The organism is Halomonas sp. LMYGS-3 (assembly GCF_059509875.1).
Genome location: NZ_JCAKFQ010000015.1, coordinates 82,023 through 98,475 on the forward strand (window position 1 = coordinate 82,023; position 16,453 = coordinate 98,475).

Sequence of the window (16,453 nt, forward strand, 5' to 3'; positions counted from 1 at the left end):
CAACCAGGTGTCATCGCTCATGGCCCAGACCGATACCGTCACGCGGATCCTCGATACCGCCGAGGTACTGTTCGCCGAGCGCGGCTTCGCCGAAACGTCGCTGCGCAACATCACCAGCAAGGCCAGGGTCAACCTGGCGGCGGTCAACTACCATTTCGGCTCCAAGAAGTCGTTGATCCAGGCGGTCTTCTCACGCTATCTGGACCCCTTCACCGAGCGCTTCCACCTCGCCCTGGACGAGCTCGAGGCCCGCTACGCCGGGCAGGTGATCCCCCTCGAGGCACTGCTCGAGACCATGGCCCGCACCGTGCTCGAGGTGCCGGCCGAGCGCAACAGCCTCAAGGTGTTCATGCGGCTGCTCGGGCTCGCCTACAGCCAGGCCCAGGGGCACCTGCGCCGCCATATCCAGGAGGAATACGGTAGCGTCTTCACCCGCTTCACCGAGCTGGTGCGCCTGGCCACCCCGGAGCTGCCGGATGCCGAACGCTTCTGGCGCCTGCACTTCGTGCTGGGCACCGTGATCTTCACCCTCTCGGGGCTGGATGCGCTGCGCGACATCGCCGAGAAGGACTACGGCGAGCATGTCTCGGTGCGCGACCTGATCCGACGCCTGCGCCCCGTGGTGGTCTCGGCGATGAATGCGCCGCTGCCCGAGCTCGCCCAGTCCAGGGCCGAGGCGAGCTGATGCGTACCCCGCGGCTCGACGCGCTGCCGCCCGAGCGGGAGTGCTGGCTCGAGATCGACACCGCCGCCCAGCGGCTGGTGGTGTGGCGGGGGCGGGAGTCGCGCGGCGTCTACCCGGTCTCCACCGGGGTGGCCGGCACCGGCCAGCGCGATGGCAGCGGCCAGACCCCGCTGGGCTGGCACTACGTGCGGGCCGCCATCGGCGACGGCCAGCCGCCCGGCGCGGTGTTCCGTGGCCGTCGCCCCACCGGCGAGGTGTTCTCCCCGGCGCTGGCCGCCGCCTACCCTGGCCGCGACTGGATCCTGACCCGTATCCTCTGGCTGTGCGGCCTCGAGCCCGGCCACAACCGTGGGGGTGACGTCGACTCCCAGCGCCGCTATATCTATCTGCATGGCACGCCGCCCGACCAGCCGATGGGCGAGCCCCGCTCTCATGGCTGCATCCGCCTGCGCGACGCCGACCTGCTGGCCGTCTTCGCGCTGGCCGTCCCCGGCACACCGGTCTGGCTCCACGACTGAGCGGAGCCTCCAGGGCAATCGCCGCAGGACATGGCGAGGGGCGCCGGGTACAAGTCGATGAGGAAGTCGGCCTGCCATCCCCTTGGCTGAGCCACCCGCTCGGCTGTCCCGGCGGGCGACTTTGTTCTAGAATCTGCCCCCTTCCACGTCAAGGAGCATGACGATGACCCAGACCCTCGGCCCGGTGATGCTGGATCTGGAAGGGCCTCACCTGACGCGTGACGAGCGCAAGCTGCTCGCCCGCCCCGAGGTCGGCGGCGTGATCCTGTTCGCCCGCAACACCGAGTCGGCCGACCAGGTGCGCGCGCTGTGCAGCGAGATCCGCCGGGTCCGGCCCGAGCTGCTGCTGGCCATCGATCAGGAGGGCGGCCGTGTGCAGCGCCTGCGCGAGGGCGTCACCCGGCTGCCCGCCATGGGACGGCTGGGGCGCGACTTTCCCGCGCTGCCCGAGGTCACCGTGCGGCTCTGCCAGGACGCCGGCTGGCTGCTGGGCATGGAGATGGCGGCCTGTGGCCTCGACCTCAGCTTCGCCCCGGTGCTGGATGTGGACAGCGGGCGCTCCACGGTGATCGGCGACCGCAGTTTCTCCGCCGACCCCCAGGCTGTGGCGGCGATGGGCGGGGCCTTCGTCGACGGCCTGCACGAGGCCGGCATGGTGGCGGTGGCCAAGCATTTCCCCGGCCATGGCGGAGTAGTGGCCGACTCCCACCATGCATTGCCCAGCGACGAACGGCCGCTCGCCGAGCTGCGTGGCCACGACCTGATCCCGTTCGCCGCCCTGGCGTCACGACTCGACGCCGTGATGCCGGCCCATGTGGTCTATCCCGCCTTCGACCCGCGCCCGGCTGGTTTCTCCCGCGCCTGGCTGGGGATGCTGCGCGAGAGCCTGGGCTTCAAGGGCGTGATCTTCTCCGACGACCTGAGCATGGCCGGCGCCCGAACGGCCGGCTCCCCCGCCGAGCGGGCCCGGGCGGCCCTGGAGGCCGGCTGCGACATGCTGCTGGTGTGCAACGACCGCGCCGCGGCGCTGGAGGTGCTCGACGCCTGCCAGGGGCAGGTCGCACGGCGCGTGATGAAGCTGCGCTACGGCCGCGCCCGACCCGATCTCGCCGCCCTGGGGGCGCTCTCCCGCTGGCGCCGTGTGCATGCCCGCCTCGAGGCCATGGCGTCCCATTGAGGCCGTTCGCCTCTCGTTTTCTCCCGACACGTTCTACCCTTACAAGCCGACTGCGAGCCGATATCCGATGCCCAAACTCGACGCCGATTTCCACCCGTCGCTGGCCGACATGCGCGACGTCATGGACAACGCCGACTGTCTGATCTCCCAGGAGGAGGTCGAGCGCGCCCTGGACCGCATGGCCGACGAGATCACCCGCGACCTCGGCGACAAGCTACCGGTCTTCTGCTGCGTGATGAACGGCGGCCTGATCACCACTGGCCACCTGCTGACCCGGCTCGGCTTCCCGCTCGAGGTCGACTACCTGCACGCCACCCGCTACCGCGGCGGCATTCGCGGCGGCGAGCTGTTCTGGCGCGTCTCGCCGGAGGTGCCCATGGCCGGTCGTCACGTGGTGATCGTCGACGACATCCTCGACGAGGGCGCGACGCTCGCCGCCATCCTCGACTACTGCCGCGAGGCGGGGGCGGCGAGCATCGCCACCGCGGTACTGGTCGACAAGCAGCACGAACGCAAGGCGGTGCCCGGGCTCAAGGCCGACTACTGCAGCCTGGAAGTGGTCGACCGCTATGTCTTCGGCTTCGGCATGGACTACAAGGGCTACTGGCGCAACGCCCCGGGGATCTTCGCCCCGAAGGGGTTGTGACCGCCCCTTCGGGGCTCCGGGGCGTAGCCCCGGTCAGAGCCCCAACTCATGGGTGGCTTCCTCGCGCATCTTGAACTTCTGGATCTTGCCGGTGACCGTCATCGGGAACTCGTCGACGAACTTCACGTAGCGCGGCACCTTGTAGTGAGCGATCTTGCCCTTGCAGAAAGCCTTGAGCTCGTCGGCGGTGAGCGACTCGCCTTCGCTCAGCTTGACCCAGGCCATCACCTCCTCGCCGTACTTCTCGTCGGGCACGCCGATTACCTGGACGTCGGAGATCGCCGGGTGGGTATAGAGGAAGTCCTCGATCTCGCGGGGATAGATGTTCTCGCCGCCGCGGATGATCATGTCCTTGATGCGGCCGACGATGGCCACGTAGCCCTCGTCGTCCATGGTCGCCAGGTCGCCGGTGTGCATCCAGCCGGCGCCGTCGATCGACTTGGCGGTCGCCTCCTCGTTCTCCCAGTAGCCGAGCATCACGCTGTAGCCGCGCGTGCACAGTTCGCCGGTCTCGCCACGGGGCACCACGGCGCCGGTCTCGGGGCTGACCAACTTGACCTCCAGGTGGGGATGGATGGTGCCCACCGTGGTCACGCGCTTCTCGAGCGGCGCGTCGGTCTGGGTCTGGAAGCTTACCGGGCTGGTCTCGGTCATGCCGTAGCAGATGGTGACCTCCTGCATGTGCATGCGCTCGATCACCTTGCGCATCACCTCGATGGGGCAGATCGAGCCGGCCATGATGCCGGTGCGCAGGCTGGAGAGGTCGTAGCTTGCGAAGTCGGGGTGCTCGAGCTCGGCGATGAACATGGTCGGCACGCCGTACAGGGCGGTGGCGCGCTCCTCGGCCACGGCGCGCAGGGTCGCCTCCGGGTCGAAACCGTCACCGGGATAGATCATGGTGGCGCCGTGGGTCATGCAGCCGAGGTTGCCCATCACCATGCCGAAACAGTGATAGAGCGGTACCGGGATCACCAGGCGGTCCTGCTCGCTGAAGCCCATGGTGCGGGCGACGAAGAAGCCGTTGTTGAGGATATTGTGGTGCGACAGCGTCGCACCCTTGGGGGCGCCGGTGGTGCCGGAGGTGTACTGGATATTGATCGGCTCGTCGAACTGCAGGGTCGCCTGGAGCTCGGCCAGCCGCTCGGCGGAGACCTTGCCGGCGTAGGCCAGCAGCCCCTGCCAGCTGAGCATGCCGGGCAGCGCGCGGTCGGCGTCGAGGCAGACCACCCGCTTCAGCTCGGGCAGCCTGGCACAGGAGAGGGTGCCTGGGGCCTTCTCGTCCTTGAGCTCCGGAGCCAGCTCTTTATTGAGCTCCGGGGCCAGCTCTTTATTGAGCTCCGGGGCCAGCTCCGCCAGGGTCGCCACATAGTCGGAGCTCTTGAAGGCGCCCTGCAGGATCAGGGTGGAGGTACCGGACTGCTTGAGGGCGTATTCGAGCTCGTGGGTGCGGTAGCTGGGGTTGATGTTGACCAGGATGGCGCCGATCTTGGCCGTGGCGAACTGGGTGATGGTCCACTCGGCGCAGTTGGGCGACCAGATGCCGACCCGTTCACCCTTGCTCACGCCGACTGCCAGCAGGGCGCGGGCCGCCTGATCCACTGCCAGTTGCAACTCGGCCCAGGTGTAGCGCAGGCCCTGGTGCAGGCTGAGCAGGGCGTCACGATCGGGGACGCGGGCGACGGTGTCGTCGAAGCAGTCGCCGATGGTCTGGCCCTTCAGGGGCGTGTCGCTGATGCCGCTGACATAACTGATCGGAGTGTGTTGGCGTGTCATGTTACCCGTCTCTTGTTGTTGCAAGTGGTGTTGCAAAGGGATGGCAGGCGCTCCGCTAGCGTTCGACCGACGCCGTCTCCAGGCTGGCCAGGACCTCTCGGGCACGGCTCTCGACGTCGTCGAGCTCGCGGTGCATCAGGCGGATGTCCTCGAGTTGGCGCTCCAGGTTGGCCCGCTTGTCGGCCAGGATCTCGAGCAGGCGCTTGAGCTGGCGCGCGTTACCGTCGGGCATGGCGTCGTACATCTCCACCACCTCACGGATCTCGGCCAGCGAGAAGCCCAGCCGCTTGCCGCGCAGGGTGAGCTTGAGACGCACTCGATCCTTCTCGTGATAGATGCGGGTCTGGCCACGGCGCTCCGGTGCCAGCAGGCCCTCCTGCTCGTAGAAGCGGATGGTGCGTGGCGTCACCTCGAACATCCGGGCCAGCTCGCCGATCGTAAAAGTACGACACTGCCGAGGCAGGCCGACGTTGGCGGGATCCGTAGGGTCCGATGTGCGCTTGTTCATGGGCGTCTTCCTTATGCTGGGCGGGTCGTGTCGCGATGGCCGCCGCGTACTCGCAACACTAGCCGAGGTTTACGTTAACGTAAAGTGCTTGTCGACCAAGGGGTGATGTGTGATAAAACCTAGCAAGTGCTAGGTTGGTACCAGGCCGGCACGCACGCCAACCACTCATTGCCGAGACGAGGATACCTCCATGGACTTTTCCCTGACCGATGATCAGAAGGCGCTGACCCAGGCGGCCGCCAACTTCGCCAGGGCCGAGATGGCCGATCACGCCGCCGAGTGGGACGCGACCTCCCACTTCCCCATCGATGTCATTCGTCGGGCCGGTGAGGCGGGGTTCCTCGGCATCTACATTCCCGAGGAACGCGGGGGCCTGGGGCTCTCGCGGCTCGATGCCTCGCTGATCTTCGAGCAACTCTCCCAGGGCTGCATCTCTACCACCGCCTATCTTACCATCCACAACATGGTCGCCTGGATGGTCGCCAGCTGGGGTAACGCGGCCCTGCGCGAACAGTGGGTCGACCGTCTGGTCGCCGGCGAGTGCCTGGGCTGCTACTGCCTCACCGAGCCGGGTGCGGGCTCCGATGCCGCCAGCCTGCGCACCAAGGCGGTGAGGGACGGCGACGAGTACGTCATCAGCGGCTCCAAGATGTTCATCTCCGGCGCCGGCGCCAACGACGTGCTGGTGGTGATGGCGCGTACCGGCGAGCCCGACAGCGGGGCGGGGGGGATCTCGGCGATCCTGGTGCCGGCCGATGCCGAGGGCATCGGCTACGGCAAGAACGAGGAGAAGATGGGCTGGAAGAGCCAGCCGACCCGCCTGGTCAGCTTCGACGGCGTGCGCGTGCCGGTGGGCAACCGCCTGGGCGCGGAGGGCGAAGGCTTCAAGCTGGCCATGAAGGGGCTCGACGGCGGCCGCCTCAACATCGCCAGCTGCTCGCTGGGGGCGGCCCAGCAGGCACTCACCCTGGCTCGTAACTACCTCGGTGAGCGCAAGCAGTTCGGCCGCGAGCTGTCGAGCTTCCAGGCGCTGCAGTTCAAGCTCGCCGACATGGCCACCGAACTCGTCGCGGCGCGGCTGATGGTGCGCCAGGCGGCCTGGCGCCTCGACCAGGGCGACCCCGAGGCCACCGCCCACTGTGCCATGGCCAAGCGCTTCGCCACCGACATGGGGTTCACCGTCTGCAACGAGGCCCTGCAGCTCCACGGCGGCTACGGCTACCTCAAGGAGTTTCCCCTGGAACGCATGGTGCGCGACACTCGGGTGCACCAGATCCTCGAGGGGACCAACGAGATCATGCGTGTCATCGTCGCCCGCCGGCTGCTGGCCGATGGGGTGGTCGAGTCGCTTCAATAGCCAACAGGAGAACGTTCGATGTCGGATCTAGCAGTGCTCTTCGACGAGCTGCCGACCCGGGACGGTGGGTGCATCGGGGTCGCCACCCTCAACGCCCCGAAGTCCCTCAACGCGCTGTCGCTGGAGATGATCCGTCAGCTCGAGGCCAAGCTCGAGGCCTGGGCGGTGGATCGCAGCGTGGTGGCGGTGTGGCTCGAGGGGGCCGGCGACAAGGCCTTCTGCGCCGGCGGCGACGTCGTCGCCCTCTACCGCTCGATGACCGAGGAGGGCGAGAATCGCGGCGCGGGCCGCGACAGCGTCTTCGCCGAGACCTACTTCAGCGCCGAGTACCGTCTCGACTACCGCATCCACACCTACCCCAAACCGCTACTGGTGTGGGGCGACGGCATCGTCATGGGCGGCGGGCTCGGCCTGATGGCGGGTGGTTCCCCGCGGCTGGTCACCGAGACCACCCGCATCGCCATGCCCGAGATCACCATCGGGCTATACCCCGACATCGGCGCCAGCTGGTTCCTGGGCCGCATGCCGTCCGGGGTGGGGGCCTACCTGGGGCTCACCGGTGCCCAGCTCAATGCCCGCGATGCCCTCGACCTGGGCCTGGCCGATCGCTTTATCCCCCGCGAGCGTCGCGAGGCACTGCTCGGTGCCCTCGAGGAGGCCGACTACGGCCAGCGTACACCCCGCGACCTGCGTGCCGGCGTCCAGGTGGTGCTCAACGACATGGAGGATCGCAGCCGGGCCCCCGCGGGGCAGGTATGGCCGCACCGGGACCACGTGCAGTCGCTGGTCGGCCGGGTGGACGCCGCCACCGCCGTCCGGCGCATCCTGCGCGACGAGACCGACGACGCCTGGCTTGCCGCCAACCGGGCTCGGCTCGCGGCGGGCTGTCCGATGAGCGCCCAGCTGGTGTGGCGCATGCTCGAGCGGCACGCTCACACCAGCCTGGCCGATGCCTTCCGTGATGAACTCAGCCTCTCGGTGCAGTGCTGCCGTCGGGGCGAACTCGTCGAAGGCGTGCGCGCCCTGCTGATCGACAAGGACAAGAGGCCCCGCTGGCGGCATGCGGATACGGCCAGCGTCCCCGAGGCGGATATCCTGGCGCTGATGACGCCGCTGTGGTCCGACGAGGCGCATCCGCTGCGCGATCTCGGCATGGGGCATCGTGTCGGCTGACACACGGCTCGACCCCTACAATGAATAATGAACAAGCCACGACGAACACGGGAGCAACGCCAATGAACATCGCCTTTATCGGCCTCGGCAACATGGGGGCGCCCATGGCCAGCAACCTGGTCAAGGCCGGCCATCGGGTCTGTGTCTTCGACCTGGTCGAGAGCGCCACCCAGGCCCTGGAAGCCGAGGGCGCGACACGCGCCGAGAGCGCCGCCGCCGCCACCCGGGGCGCCGAGGTGGTCATCTCCATGCTACCGGCCGGGGCCCATGTGAAGGGCCTCTACCTGGGGCGCGACGGGGCCGCGGGCCTGCTCGATGCACTCGAGGCCAGGCCGCTGATCATCGACGCCTCGACCATCTCGCCCGAGGATGCCCGGATCGTGGGGACCGCCGCCGCCGAGCGGGGCCTGACCTATCTCGACGCTCCGGTCTCCGGCGGCGTGGGCGGCGCCAAGGCCGGCACCCTGACCTTTATCGTCGGCGGCAGTGATACCGGCTTCGAGCAGGCCAAGCCGGTGCTCGAGGGCATGGGCAAGAACATCTTTCATGCCGGTGAGGTCGGCGCGGGCCAAGTGGCCAAGATCTGCAACAACATGCTGCTCGGCATCCTGATGTCGGGGACGGCCGAGGCCCTGGCGCTGGGCGTCAGGAACGGCCTCGACCCCGCGGTGCTCTCCGAGATCATGAAGCAGAGCAGCGGCGGCAACTGGGCGCTCAATGTCTACAACCCCTGGCCCGGCGTGATGGAAGGCTCGGCGGCCTCCCGCGACTACCAGGGCGGCTTCCTCACCGACCTGATGGCCAAGGACCTCGGCCTCGCCTGGGAGCTGGCACTGGGGTCGAAGTCGACCGTGCCCATGGGCTCCCAAGCGCGCAACCTCTTCGCCCTGCACAGCGCCCAGGGCAACGGCGGCCTGGATTTCTCCAGCATCCAGAACCTCTACCGTGCCGGCGAGGATCACTCCTAACCCTGCCTTGGTCAGCCCCCGGCCGAGTTGCCAGGCTTGTCATTGTGCACGGGGCGAGCGGATTCAATACCGCCGAGGGCTGGCCTTATAGGGGTGGGATATTGTTCCTTATCCCTAACGTGCTGCCATCGCCGAGAAATATTCGGGAATTGCCGGAGGTCAGGCTCCAGGTCGACCTGGATGGCGTGGGATGGCCCGGCGTAGCCGTTCCATGGCATTGCGGGCAGCCTCGACCACCCCAGGATGGTCCGTATGTTCTGACAGCCCATTACTGGCCTATCCTAAGTGATAAGAGATTCGGGTGTCCTTATTGCCGAGCACTGGGTGGCCAGCGTTGCGTGCCGGTTATGCCGGCGAGGTTTGAGCCAGAATTCGTTCTGGTACCGGGCCTGTCGAGAAGGGGCGCCGGCATTTGGCTCGACGGGAACCGGGGTGGTGATGAAAGGAGAAGAACCAGAAAAGATCATTCCGGAAGAACCCAGGGTATGGGTGTTTGCGCATCTCCTCGCTGCTTCGGAACTCTGGGGAGCTCGGCATCTGAAGCGTGTGCTTCGGTTTGTGTTCGTCGACATTGCGCCCGATGTACCCGCAGGGCTGAGCCGGAGTACCACGGGCCAGCTCGGATGGCAGGCCGGTGCCGTGGCCGCCCTCTGTACCTTTGCCCTGTGCCTGGTGGTGCCTGCCGTCTGGACTTATCAGGTGGGTACCTTTGCGGGTGGGCGGGAGGATGTCATCTATTTCTCCCGGGATTGGGTCAACCTGCTTCTCTATGCGTTGGTATGCCCGGCATATGTCGGCCTGGGGGTCTGGTTGTGGATCGTGGTGGTGAAGGGCGCCGCCGACGTGGGCAAGTGCAAGCAGAGCCTCACGGGAAACGAGGCCGAGAACAACAGGTCGTCACTTGTACGGATCTTTCTACTGTGCTTCATGATTCTGGCTATCGCGCTGTTTGCGATCTCGAACTACATCTACGAGATCAATGATACCGTCAGGGTGCCGGTGGATTACTGGTTTGTGGAAAGAACGGCAGAGGGCGTCAGAATCATGCAGGGGCTGGGTGTTTATTATTTCCTGCTGAATTTCCTGCTTCTCATCGTCACCTTGCTGAGTATCATGTTCTATATGATGGCCTTCTCGTCCATTTTCGTCATCGGCAGACTGCTGGATACCACCGAAACAGCCGAGTATGTAAAGTTCGAATGCCTGAGGGTCAGGTTGGCCTCCTTCACAGAGGCCTACATTCTGGCCAAGCTGCTCACCTTCTGCTACATGATAAACATCCTGCTCTGGAGCGCCTCGCCTCTAGGAGAGACGAACAATCTATGGGTGTCTGCACTGTTCGTGACATTGATCGGTGTGATCTTCGTCTCCTTGCCGAGATATTTCATCGAACTCCAGTGGTGCCGCTATCGCTGGCGAGTCTCGCCTGATAAGGCAGAGAATGTGGGCTACGAGGACATTCGCAGCTTCAAGGCCAAGCTGATGGCCACCTTGCTGGATACGCTCCTGATCAGTGGTTTCGCCATGAGTTTCTGGCTCGATTATCTTGGTGGCTGGATAGGTAGACCGTAAGGTCGGCTATTCCCGTTGTGCCTTTGCGGCTACCCCGACTTTTCGATCGAGCGGTTCGCCCTGGACTGGCCGCCCCAACCCCGGCGCGGGCAGGGGCAGGCACAGGCCCCCGGCATCGCCAGGCACTTCGATGACTGGGTGCTGCGCGATATCCTGCATTGAGCGAGGGGCCTTGCCGGTGGCGATGGTTGTTATCCTGTGCGCCATGGCGCACTACAGAGGAACACGGCGATGAGCTTTCACTCGATCAAGCGACTGGGCGGCCTGGTGCTGGGCGTCGGCCTGCTCGGTCTCGGTGGCTGTGTGGTAGTGGATGGCCCGCCCTATCCCGGCCACCGTGACGGCGGCTACTACGCGCCGGATGCCGGCATCCCCTAGGGGCACTTGCCGCCGCCGGGGGAGTGCCGGATCTGGTACCACGACCGCCGCCCGGGCCACCAGCCGCCGCCCGGCCCGTGCGGCGAGCTGCGCGCGCCACCATGTGCCGCGCGGCGCCAGCCTGATCCGTGGCTAGACCAACGGCTGGTGACCGCGGGCGGCGGGGCGACTCCCCCTCAGTGGGTTGGCCCAGGAGGATCCCGCCGAACTTATCGATGATGACGGCATGTTCGCTGAATAAAAGCGCCGAGGCCCGCCCCTATGGGGCAGACTCCAAGGCGTCGGCGGTCGGCCCGACTCCCGTCATTCACAGACCCGGTTGCGGCCGTCGTGCCGGGCGGTGTCGAGGGCGTGGTCGGCGCGCAGGTAGAGGGTTCGGGCGGTGTCGCCGGGCCGGTAACCGGCCAGGCCGATGCTCAGGGTGACGGGGGCGGGCGACCAGGGATGGCGTTCGACGGCCCGGCGCAGCCGTTCCATGGCATTGCGGGCGGCAGCTGGCCCGGAGTGGGGCATCAGCAGGACGAAGGCACCGTCGCCGGCGCGGGCGGCGAGGTCGTCGCGGCGCAGGGTGGCGCGCAGCAGGTCGGCGAAGGCCTCGAGGATCCGGTCGCCGTGGGGGCGGCCATGGCGAGCGTGGATCGTCGCGAAGTGGTCGATGTCGAGCAGTGCCAGGGTGAAGGCGCTGGCGGTGCTGTTGCGCTCGGTGGCGGCGAAGAGCAGGTCGAGGGTGTCGTCGAGACGGCGCCGGTCGGGCAGGCCGGTGAGCGGGTCGGTGGTGGCCCGCCGGTCGAGCCACTCCAGTTCGGCGCGGCGCCCTTCGAGCAGGTCCTTGAGGGTCTCGAGTTCGGCGATGATGGCGTCCTTCTCGCGCAGGGCGCGCTCGGTGGCCTGGTGCGCCGCGACCAGCTCGCGTTCGAGCCGATGCTTGCGCGGGATCGGTGTCAGGGCGAGCAGGGTGAGCGGGGCGCCCTGGTATGCCAGGGTGGTGGCGCTGCACACCACCGGCAGCGGCACTGCGTCGGGCAGGTCGAGCTCGAGGTGGATCTCGTCGGCGTGGCCCCGGTTGGCCAGGCGGAAGGCGAGCAGGCCGAGGTAGATCACTCGCGCCGAGGGGGTGAGCAGCTCGCTGGCGGGGCGGTCGAGCAGCGACTCGGCACGCTGCCCGTACCAGCCGGCGAAGGTGCGGTTGATCGCCAGGATACGGCCGGCGGCGTCGATCACCAGCTGGCCGTCGGGGGAGAGGTTCCACCAGTGGGCGAGGTCGTCCTTGTGGGGCATCATTGGGCACCAGGGTCAGCGGGCCGTCGGCGAGGGCAGGCGGGACTTCAGCGCCTGGGCCAGCCGCTCGGGGTCGGTGAGTTGCGGGTAGTGGCCGGCACAGTCGAGCAGCTCCAGTTCGCTCTCCGGCAGGTGGTGCTGCAGGTACTCGGCGGCGGCGAGCGGCACGATGGCGTCACGGGTCGTCTGCAGGACCACGCTGGGCACTGGCACGCGGGGCAGCAGGTGGCGGATGTCGTCGAGGAAGACGGCGCGGGCCAGGGGGCGCAGCACCGTGCGGTCGACGGCCAGCAGGCGCTGCTGCAGGTCGTGGTGCCAGCTCGGGGTGGCGGCATCGCCCAGGGCCACCGTCGAGAGGCTGTTGGCCCAGTCCAGGTAGTTCTGTTCCATCAGCGCCAGCAGGGCGTCGAGCTCCTCGGGGCGGTACCCGCCGCGGTAGTCGGGCGGGTCGTCGAGGTAGCGGGCCGAGCTGCAGAGCAGGAACAGCCGGCGGAAGGCGCGGGGACGGTCGATGGACGCCATCAGGCCGATGGTGCCGCCGATGGAGTGGCCGAGCAGCAGGGCGTCCTCGAGCTCGAGGGCGTCGCACAGGGCGACCAGGTCCTCGGCATGGCCCCGGGGGCGGGCGTGGCGCCCGGGCTCGAAGGCGCGGCGGTCGGAAGCGCCGAAGCCGGCCAGGTCGAACAGGATGACGCGGAAGTCGGCTTCGAAGGCGGGCACGATCCGGCTCCAGACAGTCTGGTCACAACCGAAGCCGTGGACCATCACCAGTGGCGTATTGCCCCGGCCGTGTTCGGTGACATTGAGCAGATGACGGATAGTGCAGGGCATGGCGATCCTTCGCTATTCCTGGGTGAGCCGTGTCTGATTGCAGCATAGCACCCTCGGAGGAGCCGGGGCCGGGGGGGGCACCTTGATCCATATCAGGCGGTTCGGGCCACGATCTTCCATACTGGCGGTGACTGCACGGGAGAAATGCCATGGTGGAACCCCTGGGGGTGGCGCAGGTGTACCGGACCTGCCCGGAAGAGGCCTTCGCCTTCGACGTGACCAGCGAGCTGGAGTCGCTGGATCTGCTCAGTGGCCATGACCGGGCGCGGGATGCCCTGAGCTTCGGCACGGCGATCAGAAGCGACGGTTTCAATTTGTTCGTGCTTGGCCAGCCGGGCCATGGCAAGCACTCGCTGGTGGGACGCTTTCTGACCGAGCGTTCGCGGGACGAGGCGCCGCCGCCGGACTGGTGCTACCTCTACAACTTCGACGACCCGGCCCAGCCCCGCCAGCTGGCGCTGCCGCCGGGGCTGGGCCGGCAGCTGCGCACCGACATCGAGGCGCTGGTGGACGAGCTGCGGCGGGCGATTCCCGCCGTGTTCGAGGGCGAGGAGTACCAGAACCGCCTGCACGAGCTGAAGCAGGCCATGGGCGAGCGCCAGAATGACGCCGTGGAGGCGGTTCGTCGCGAGGCCCGCGAGCACGACATCATCCTGCTCTCGACCCCCAACGGCTTCACCTTCGCCCCGGCCGACGGCGACAAGATGATGTCACCGAAGAACTACGAGGCACTGCCCAAGGACGATCGCGAGCGCATCGAGCGCACGGTGGAGATCCTGCAGCGCAAGCTGACCCAGGCGATCCGCCAGATGCCGCGGCTGGCCAAGGAACTGCGCGACCAGGTCAGGGCGCTCAACGAGGAGATGCTGCAGTCGGTGATCGGCACGCCGCTGGCCGAGCTCGAGGAGCGCTACGCCGACGAGCAGGGAGTACTGGACCATCTGGTGGCGATCCGCGAGGCGACCCTGCTGCACGTGGACTCCTTCCACGCCGAGGAACCGGACATTCCGCCCGAGGCGGTGTTCAGCCGCTTCCAGATCAACCTGCTGGTCGACAACGCCGACAGCGAAGGCGCGCCGGTGATGTACCAGGACCTGCCCAGCCACCAGCACCTGGTGGGACGTATCGAGCACCATGTGCACAACGGCACCCTGCTCACCGACTTCTCGCTGATCCGGGCCGGCGCGCTGCATCGCGCCAATGGCGGCTACCTGGTGCTCGACGCGCGCGGTGTGCTGACCCAGCCCGGTGCCTGGGAGACGCTGAAGCGCATCCTGCGTGCCGGCGAGATCCGCACCGAATCGCTGGAGCAGGCCTACGGGCTGATCAGCACCGTCACCCTGGAGCCGGAGCCGATCCCGCTGGACATCAAGATCGTGTTGCTCGGCGAGCGGCTGCTCTACTACCTGCTGTGCGAACACGACCCGGAGTTCCTCGAGCTGTTCAAGGTGCAGGCCGACCTCGAGGACGACCTCGACCGCGACGAGGCTCACCACGAGTTCTATGCGCGGATGATCGCCACCCTGGCGCGCGAGGCCGCGCTGCGCCCCCTCGACCGCAGCGGGGTGGCGGCGGTGATCGAGCGCGCCAGCCGCCTTGCCGACGACCAGCGCAAGCTCACCGCCCGCCACCGTGATCTCCACGACCTGCTGCTCGAGGCCGACCACTGGGCCGGCGAGGACGGCGTCACGGTGATCTCCCGGGCCCAGGTCGACAAGGCGGTGGCGCAGCAACTGTGGCGGGCCGGACGGATTCGCGAGCGCAGCCACGAGCAGATCACCCGCGGCACCCACATGATCGCCACCGAGGGCCGCGTGACGGGGCAAGTCAACGGCCTCTCGGTGCTGCAGCTCGGCGACTTCGCCTTCGGCCAGCCGACCCGCATCACCGCCACCGCGCGCCCCGGCAGCGGCCAGGTGGTGGACATCGAGCGCGAGTCGCGCCTCGGTGGCCGCATCCACTCCAAGGCGGTGATGATCCTGTCGCGTTACCTGGCCAATCGCTATGCGCTGGATCGCCCGCTCTCGCTCTCGGCGAGCCTCGCCTTCGAGCAGTCCTACGGCGGCATCGAGGGCGACAGCGCGTCGGTGGCCGAGGTGTGCGCGCTGGTGTCGGCCATCGGCGGGGTGCCGCTCGACCAGTCGCTGGCGGTGACCGGCTCCATCAACCAGCACGGCGAGGTGCAGGCGGTGGGCGGCGTCAACGAGAAGGTCGAGGGGTTCTTCGATGTCTGCCGGGCCCGGGGCGAGCTGAGCGGCCAGGGGGTGATCCTGCCGGCCGCCAATGTCGAGCACCTGATGCTCAACGATAAGGTACGCGAGGCCATGGCGGCGGGACGTTTCCGCGTCTATGCGATGCACCATGTGGACGAGGCGCTGGCGCTGCTCACCGGTCTCGAACTCGGCGAGGCCGACGAGCACGGCGACTTCCCCGCTGCGAGCCTGAACGGCCACGTGCAGGCGCGGCTGGCGGCCTTCCGTCGGGCGGTCAAGGCCGCCCGGGGCAAGCAGGAGGGCGACAAGGCCGAGGTGGCGAAGGACGAGGGTGGCAACGGAAATGGTGAGGAGAGCGATGATGAGCGATGAGACTAGCATGCCTCCCGAGGTGCCTGGCGGGCTGCCGGCGGCGGCGCGGGTGCTGGCATTGCTGGATGCCTCGCGCCAGAGCCTGGCGGCGCTCACCGCCGCGGTGGAGCTCGCCGCCAGCCGCCAGGCCGAGCTGGTGGCGCTGTTTGTCGAGGACCTCGACCTGCTGCACAGCGCTGCCTTTCCCTTCTCCTGTGAGGTGGGGGCCCAATCGGGTCTCGCCCGGCCGCTGTCGCCGGAGGCGCTGGAGCTGAGCCTGGCGCGTCAGGTGCAGCGCGCCAGCCGGGCCCTGGCCGACGCCGTGGCCGGGCGCGAGGTGCGCCATCGCCTGCAGGTCAGCCGCGGCCGGGTGACCAGTGAGGCGCTGGCGCTCGCCGGCCCCGGCGACGTGTTGGTGCTGGGCAAGGCCGGGCTCTCGGGCCAGTGGGGGGTGCGGCTGGGGTCCACGAGCCGTGCGCTGATCCTGGAGGCCCCCTGTACCGTGGTCATCTGGGACGAGCGCCTGCCGCCCAGCCGTGGCCCCCTGCGGCTGATGTCGGCGTCGGACTCTCCTGCTCAGGATGCCAACCTGACGGCACTGGTGCCGCTGTTCGACGGGGTGGAGGCCTTGCCGGCCCTGGGCGCCACCGCCCTGGAGCGTCACCTCTACCGCGCGCGCAGCGGGGCGCTGCTGCTGCGCCGCCCCGAGCTTGCTCGCCTCGCCGAGCAGGACCCGGAGCTGCTCGCCCGTATCCCCGTCCCGGTCATCGTGGTGCCGTAACCGATGCCCGCCCTGTGGGCGCAGATCTTCTGCGCGATTGGCGCCGCCAGGCGCCTTGGCGGTAGCCGCCAGCATGGCCGACAGCCGCTCAGCGCCGCTTCGCGCCGCATCGCCCCGCGGAGCGTGGCTCCCAGTGCGCCCGTGAAGGCGTGCACACAGTGCGGTGAGAGTCCGCACCGGGGTAAGCCATGACCCCGTAGCCGAAGGTAACTGCGTCGCCGCGAGGCGGGGTGGGGAGCAACCG

General features: G+C 68.1%; 15 protein-coding genes. 11 read left to right on the forward strand and 4 right to left on the reverse strand.

Translation table 11 applies throughout. The features are described from left to right. Positions 1-19: 19 nt before the first annotated feature. The 4 genes from AC5W54_RS14590 to AC5W54_RS14605 all read left to right on the forward strand — a co-directional run bounded on the left by AC5W54_RS14590 (position 20) and on the right by AC5W54_RS14605 (position 3,026). Complete coding sequence (locus tag AC5W54_RS14590) at positions 20-685, forward strand: TetR/AcrR family transcriptional regulator (protein ID WP_495962809.1); 666 nt, start codon at positions 20-22, stop codon at positions 683-685. Continuing rightward, the gene (locus tag AC5W54_RS14595) at positions 685-1,203 is read left to right on the forward strand and encodes a L,D-transpeptidase family protein (protein ID WP_495962810.1); all 519 of its coding nucleotides are present in this window, start codon (positions 685-687) and stop codon (positions 1,201-1,203) included. The genes AC5W54_RS14590 and AC5W54_RS14595 overlap by 1 nt, the downstream gene beginning before the upstream one ends. Before the next feature lie 163 nt (positions 1,204-1,366). Next, a complete protein-coding gene (gene nagZ / locus AC5W54_RS14600) occupies positions 1,367-2,380 on the forward strand; it encodes a beta-N-acetylhexosaminidase (protein WP_495962811.1) in 1,014 nt (337 codons plus the stop codon). A gap of 67 nt (positions 2,381-2,447) precedes the next feature. Then, positions 2,448-3,026, forward strand: a complete 579-nt coding sequence (locus AC5W54_RS14605; protein ID WP_495962812.1) for a hypoxanthine-guanine phosphoribosyltransferase — start codon at positions 2,448-2,450, stop codon at positions 3,024-3,026. Positions 3,027-3,059: 33 nt separating this feature from the next. On the opposite strand, the gene AC5W54_RS14610 is transcribed toward AC5W54_RS14605, so the two are convergent. Both AC5W54_RS14610 and AC5W54_RS14615 read right to left on the reverse strand, forming a co-directional pair. Next, complete coding sequence (locus tag AC5W54_RS14610; RefSeq protein ID WP_495962813.1) at positions 3,060-4,799, reverse strand: AMP-binding protein; 1,740 nt, start codon at positions 4,797-4,799, stop codon at positions 3,060-3,062. Between the two features lie 55 nt (positions 4,800-4,854). Further along, on the reverse strand, positions 4,855-5,307 hold the full coding sequence (locus AC5W54_RS14615; protein WP_495962814.1) for a MerR family transcriptional regulator: 453 nt from the start codon (positions 5,305-5,307) through the stop codon (positions 4,855-4,857). Between the two features lie 190 nt (positions 5,308-5,497). On the opposite strand from AC5W54_RS14615, the gene AC5W54_RS14620 reads away from it, so the two are divergent. The 5 genes from AC5W54_RS14620 to AC5W54_RS14640 all read left to right on the forward strand — a co-directional run bounded on the left by AC5W54_RS14620 (position 5,498) and on the right by AC5W54_RS14640 (position 10,755). Beyond that, entirely contained in the window at positions 5,498-6,664 is a 1,167-nt protein-coding gene (locus AC5W54_RS14620) for an acyl-CoA dehydrogenase family protein (protein ID WP_495962815.1), read from the forward strand. An 18-nt stretch (positions 6,665-6,682) separates the two neighbouring features. After that, on the forward strand, positions 6,683-7,837 hold the full coding sequence (locus AC5W54_RS14625; RefSeq protein ID WP_495962816.1) for an enoyl-CoA hydratase/isomerase family protein: 1,155 nt from the start codon (positions 6,683-6,685) through the stop codon (positions 7,835-7,837). A gap of 62 nt (positions 7,838-7,899) precedes the next feature. Further along, complete coding sequence (gene mmsB / locus AC5W54_RS14630; protein WP_495962817.1) at positions 7,900-8,805, forward strand: 3-hydroxyisobutyrate dehydrogenase; 906 nt, start codon at positions 7,900-7,902, stop codon at positions 8,803-8,805. A gap of 438 nt (positions 8,806-9,243) precedes the next feature. Continuing rightward, positions 9,244-10,377 (forward strand): hypothetical protein, encoded by a 1,134-nt coding sequence (locus AC5W54_RS14635; RefSeq protein WP_495962818.1) that lies wholly within the window; start codon positions 9,244-9,246, stop codon positions 10,375-10,377. Between the two features lie 231 nt (positions 10,378-10,608). Beyond that, positions 10,609-10,755: a hypothetical protein gene (locus AC5W54_RS14640; protein ID WP_495962819.1), complete on the forward strand. Its 147-nt coding sequence runs from the start codon at positions 10,609-10,611 to the stop codon at positions 10,753-10,755. 303 nt (positions 10,756-11,058) lie between these two features. Here the strand turns inward: AC5W54_RS14640 and AC5W54_RS14645 are convergent, their stop codons facing one another. Both AC5W54_RS14645 and AC5W54_RS14650 read right to left on the reverse strand, forming a co-directional pair. Further along, positions 11,059-12,033, reverse strand: coding sequence for a sensor domain-containing diguanylate cyclase (locus AC5W54_RS14645; RefSeq protein WP_495962820.1), 975 nt, complete (start codon positions 12,031-12,033; stop codon positions 11,059-11,061). Between the two features lie 15 nt (positions 12,034-12,048). Next, entirely contained in the window at positions 12,049-12,864 is an 816-nt protein-coding gene (locus AC5W54_RS14650; RefSeq protein WP_495962821.1) for an alpha/beta fold hydrolase, read from the reverse strand. Positions 12,865-13,013: 149 nt separating this feature from the next. Here AC5W54_RS14650 and AC5W54_RS14655 point away from each other — a divergent pair, with 149 nt between their 5' ends. Both AC5W54_RS14655 and AC5W54_RS14660 read left to right on the forward strand, forming a co-directional pair. After that, on the forward strand, positions 13,014-15,449 hold the full coding sequence (locus AC5W54_RS14655; RefSeq protein ID WP_495962822.1) for a Lon protease family protein: 2,436 nt from the start codon (positions 13,014-13,016) through the stop codon (positions 15,447-15,449). Next, entirely contained in the window at positions 15,439-16,209 is a 771-nt protein-coding gene (locus AC5W54_RS14660; RefSeq protein ID WP_495962823.1) for a universal stress protein, read from the forward strand. The genes AC5W54_RS14655 and AC5W54_RS14660 overlap by 11 nt, the downstream gene beginning before the upstream one ends. Positions 16,210-16,453 lie beyond the last annotated feature (244 nt).

Excerpts from the sequence above, each read along its gene's own strand:
- AC5W54_RS14590 (WP_495962809.1), top strand. The coding sequence starts at position 20 with ATGGCCCAGACCGATACCGTCACGCGGATCCTCGATACCGCCGAGGTA.
- AC5W54_RS14595 (WP_495962810.1), top strand. The coding sequence starts at position 685 with ATGCGTACCCCGCGGCTCGACGCGCTGCCGCCCGAGCGGGAGTGCTGG.
- nagZ (WP_495962811.1), top strand. The coding sequence starts at position 1,367 with ATGACCCAGACCCTCGGCCCGGTGATGCTGGATCTGGAAGGGCCTCAC.
- AC5W54_RS14605 (WP_495962812.1), top strand. The coding sequence starts at position 2,448 with ATGCCCAAACTCGACGCCGATTTCCACCCGTCGCTGGCCGACATGCGC.
- AC5W54_RS14610 (WP_495962813.1), bottom strand. The coding sequence starts at position 4,799 with ATGACACGCCAACACACTCCGATCAGTTATGTCAGCGGCATCAGCGAC.
- AC5W54_RS14615 (WP_495962814.1), bottom strand. The coding sequence starts at position 5,307 with ATGAACAAGCGCACATCGGACCCTACGGATCCCGCCAACGTCGGCCTG.
- AC5W54_RS14620 (WP_495962815.1), top strand. The coding sequence starts at position 5,498 with ATGGACTTTTCCCTGACCGATGATCAGAAGGCGCTGACCCAGGCGGCC.
- AC5W54_RS14625 (WP_495962816.1), top strand. The coding sequence starts at position 6,683 with ATGTCGGATCTAGCAGTGCTCTTCGACGAGCTGCCGACCCGGGACGGT.
- mmsB (WP_495962817.1), top strand. The coding sequence starts at position 7,900 with ATGAACATCGCCTTTATCGGCCTCGGCAACATGGGGGCGCCCATGGCC.
- AC5W54_RS14635 (WP_495962818.1), top strand. The coding sequence starts at position 9,244 with ATGAAAGGAGAAGAACCAGAAAAGATCATTCCGGAAGAACCCAGGGTA.
- AC5W54_RS14640 (WP_495962819.1), top strand. The coding sequence starts at position 10,609 with ATGAGCTTTCACTCGATCAAGCGACTGGGCGGCCTGGTGCTGGGCGTC.
- AC5W54_RS14645 (WP_495962820.1), bottom strand. The coding sequence starts at position 12,033 with ATGCCCCACAAGGACGACCTCGCCCACTGGTGGAACCTCTCCCCCGAC.
- AC5W54_RS14650 (WP_495962821.1), bottom strand. The coding sequence starts at position 12,864 with ATGCCCTGCACTATCCGTCATCTGCTCAATGTCACCGAACACGGCCGG.
- AC5W54_RS14655 (WP_495962822.1), top strand. The coding sequence starts at position 13,014 with ATGGTGGAACCCCTGGGGGTGGCGCAGGTGTACCGGACCTGCCCGGAA.
- AC5W54_RS14660 (WP_495962823.1), top strand. The coding sequence starts at position 15,439 with ATGAGCGATGAGACTAGCATGCCTCCCGAGGTGCCTGGCGGGCTGCCG.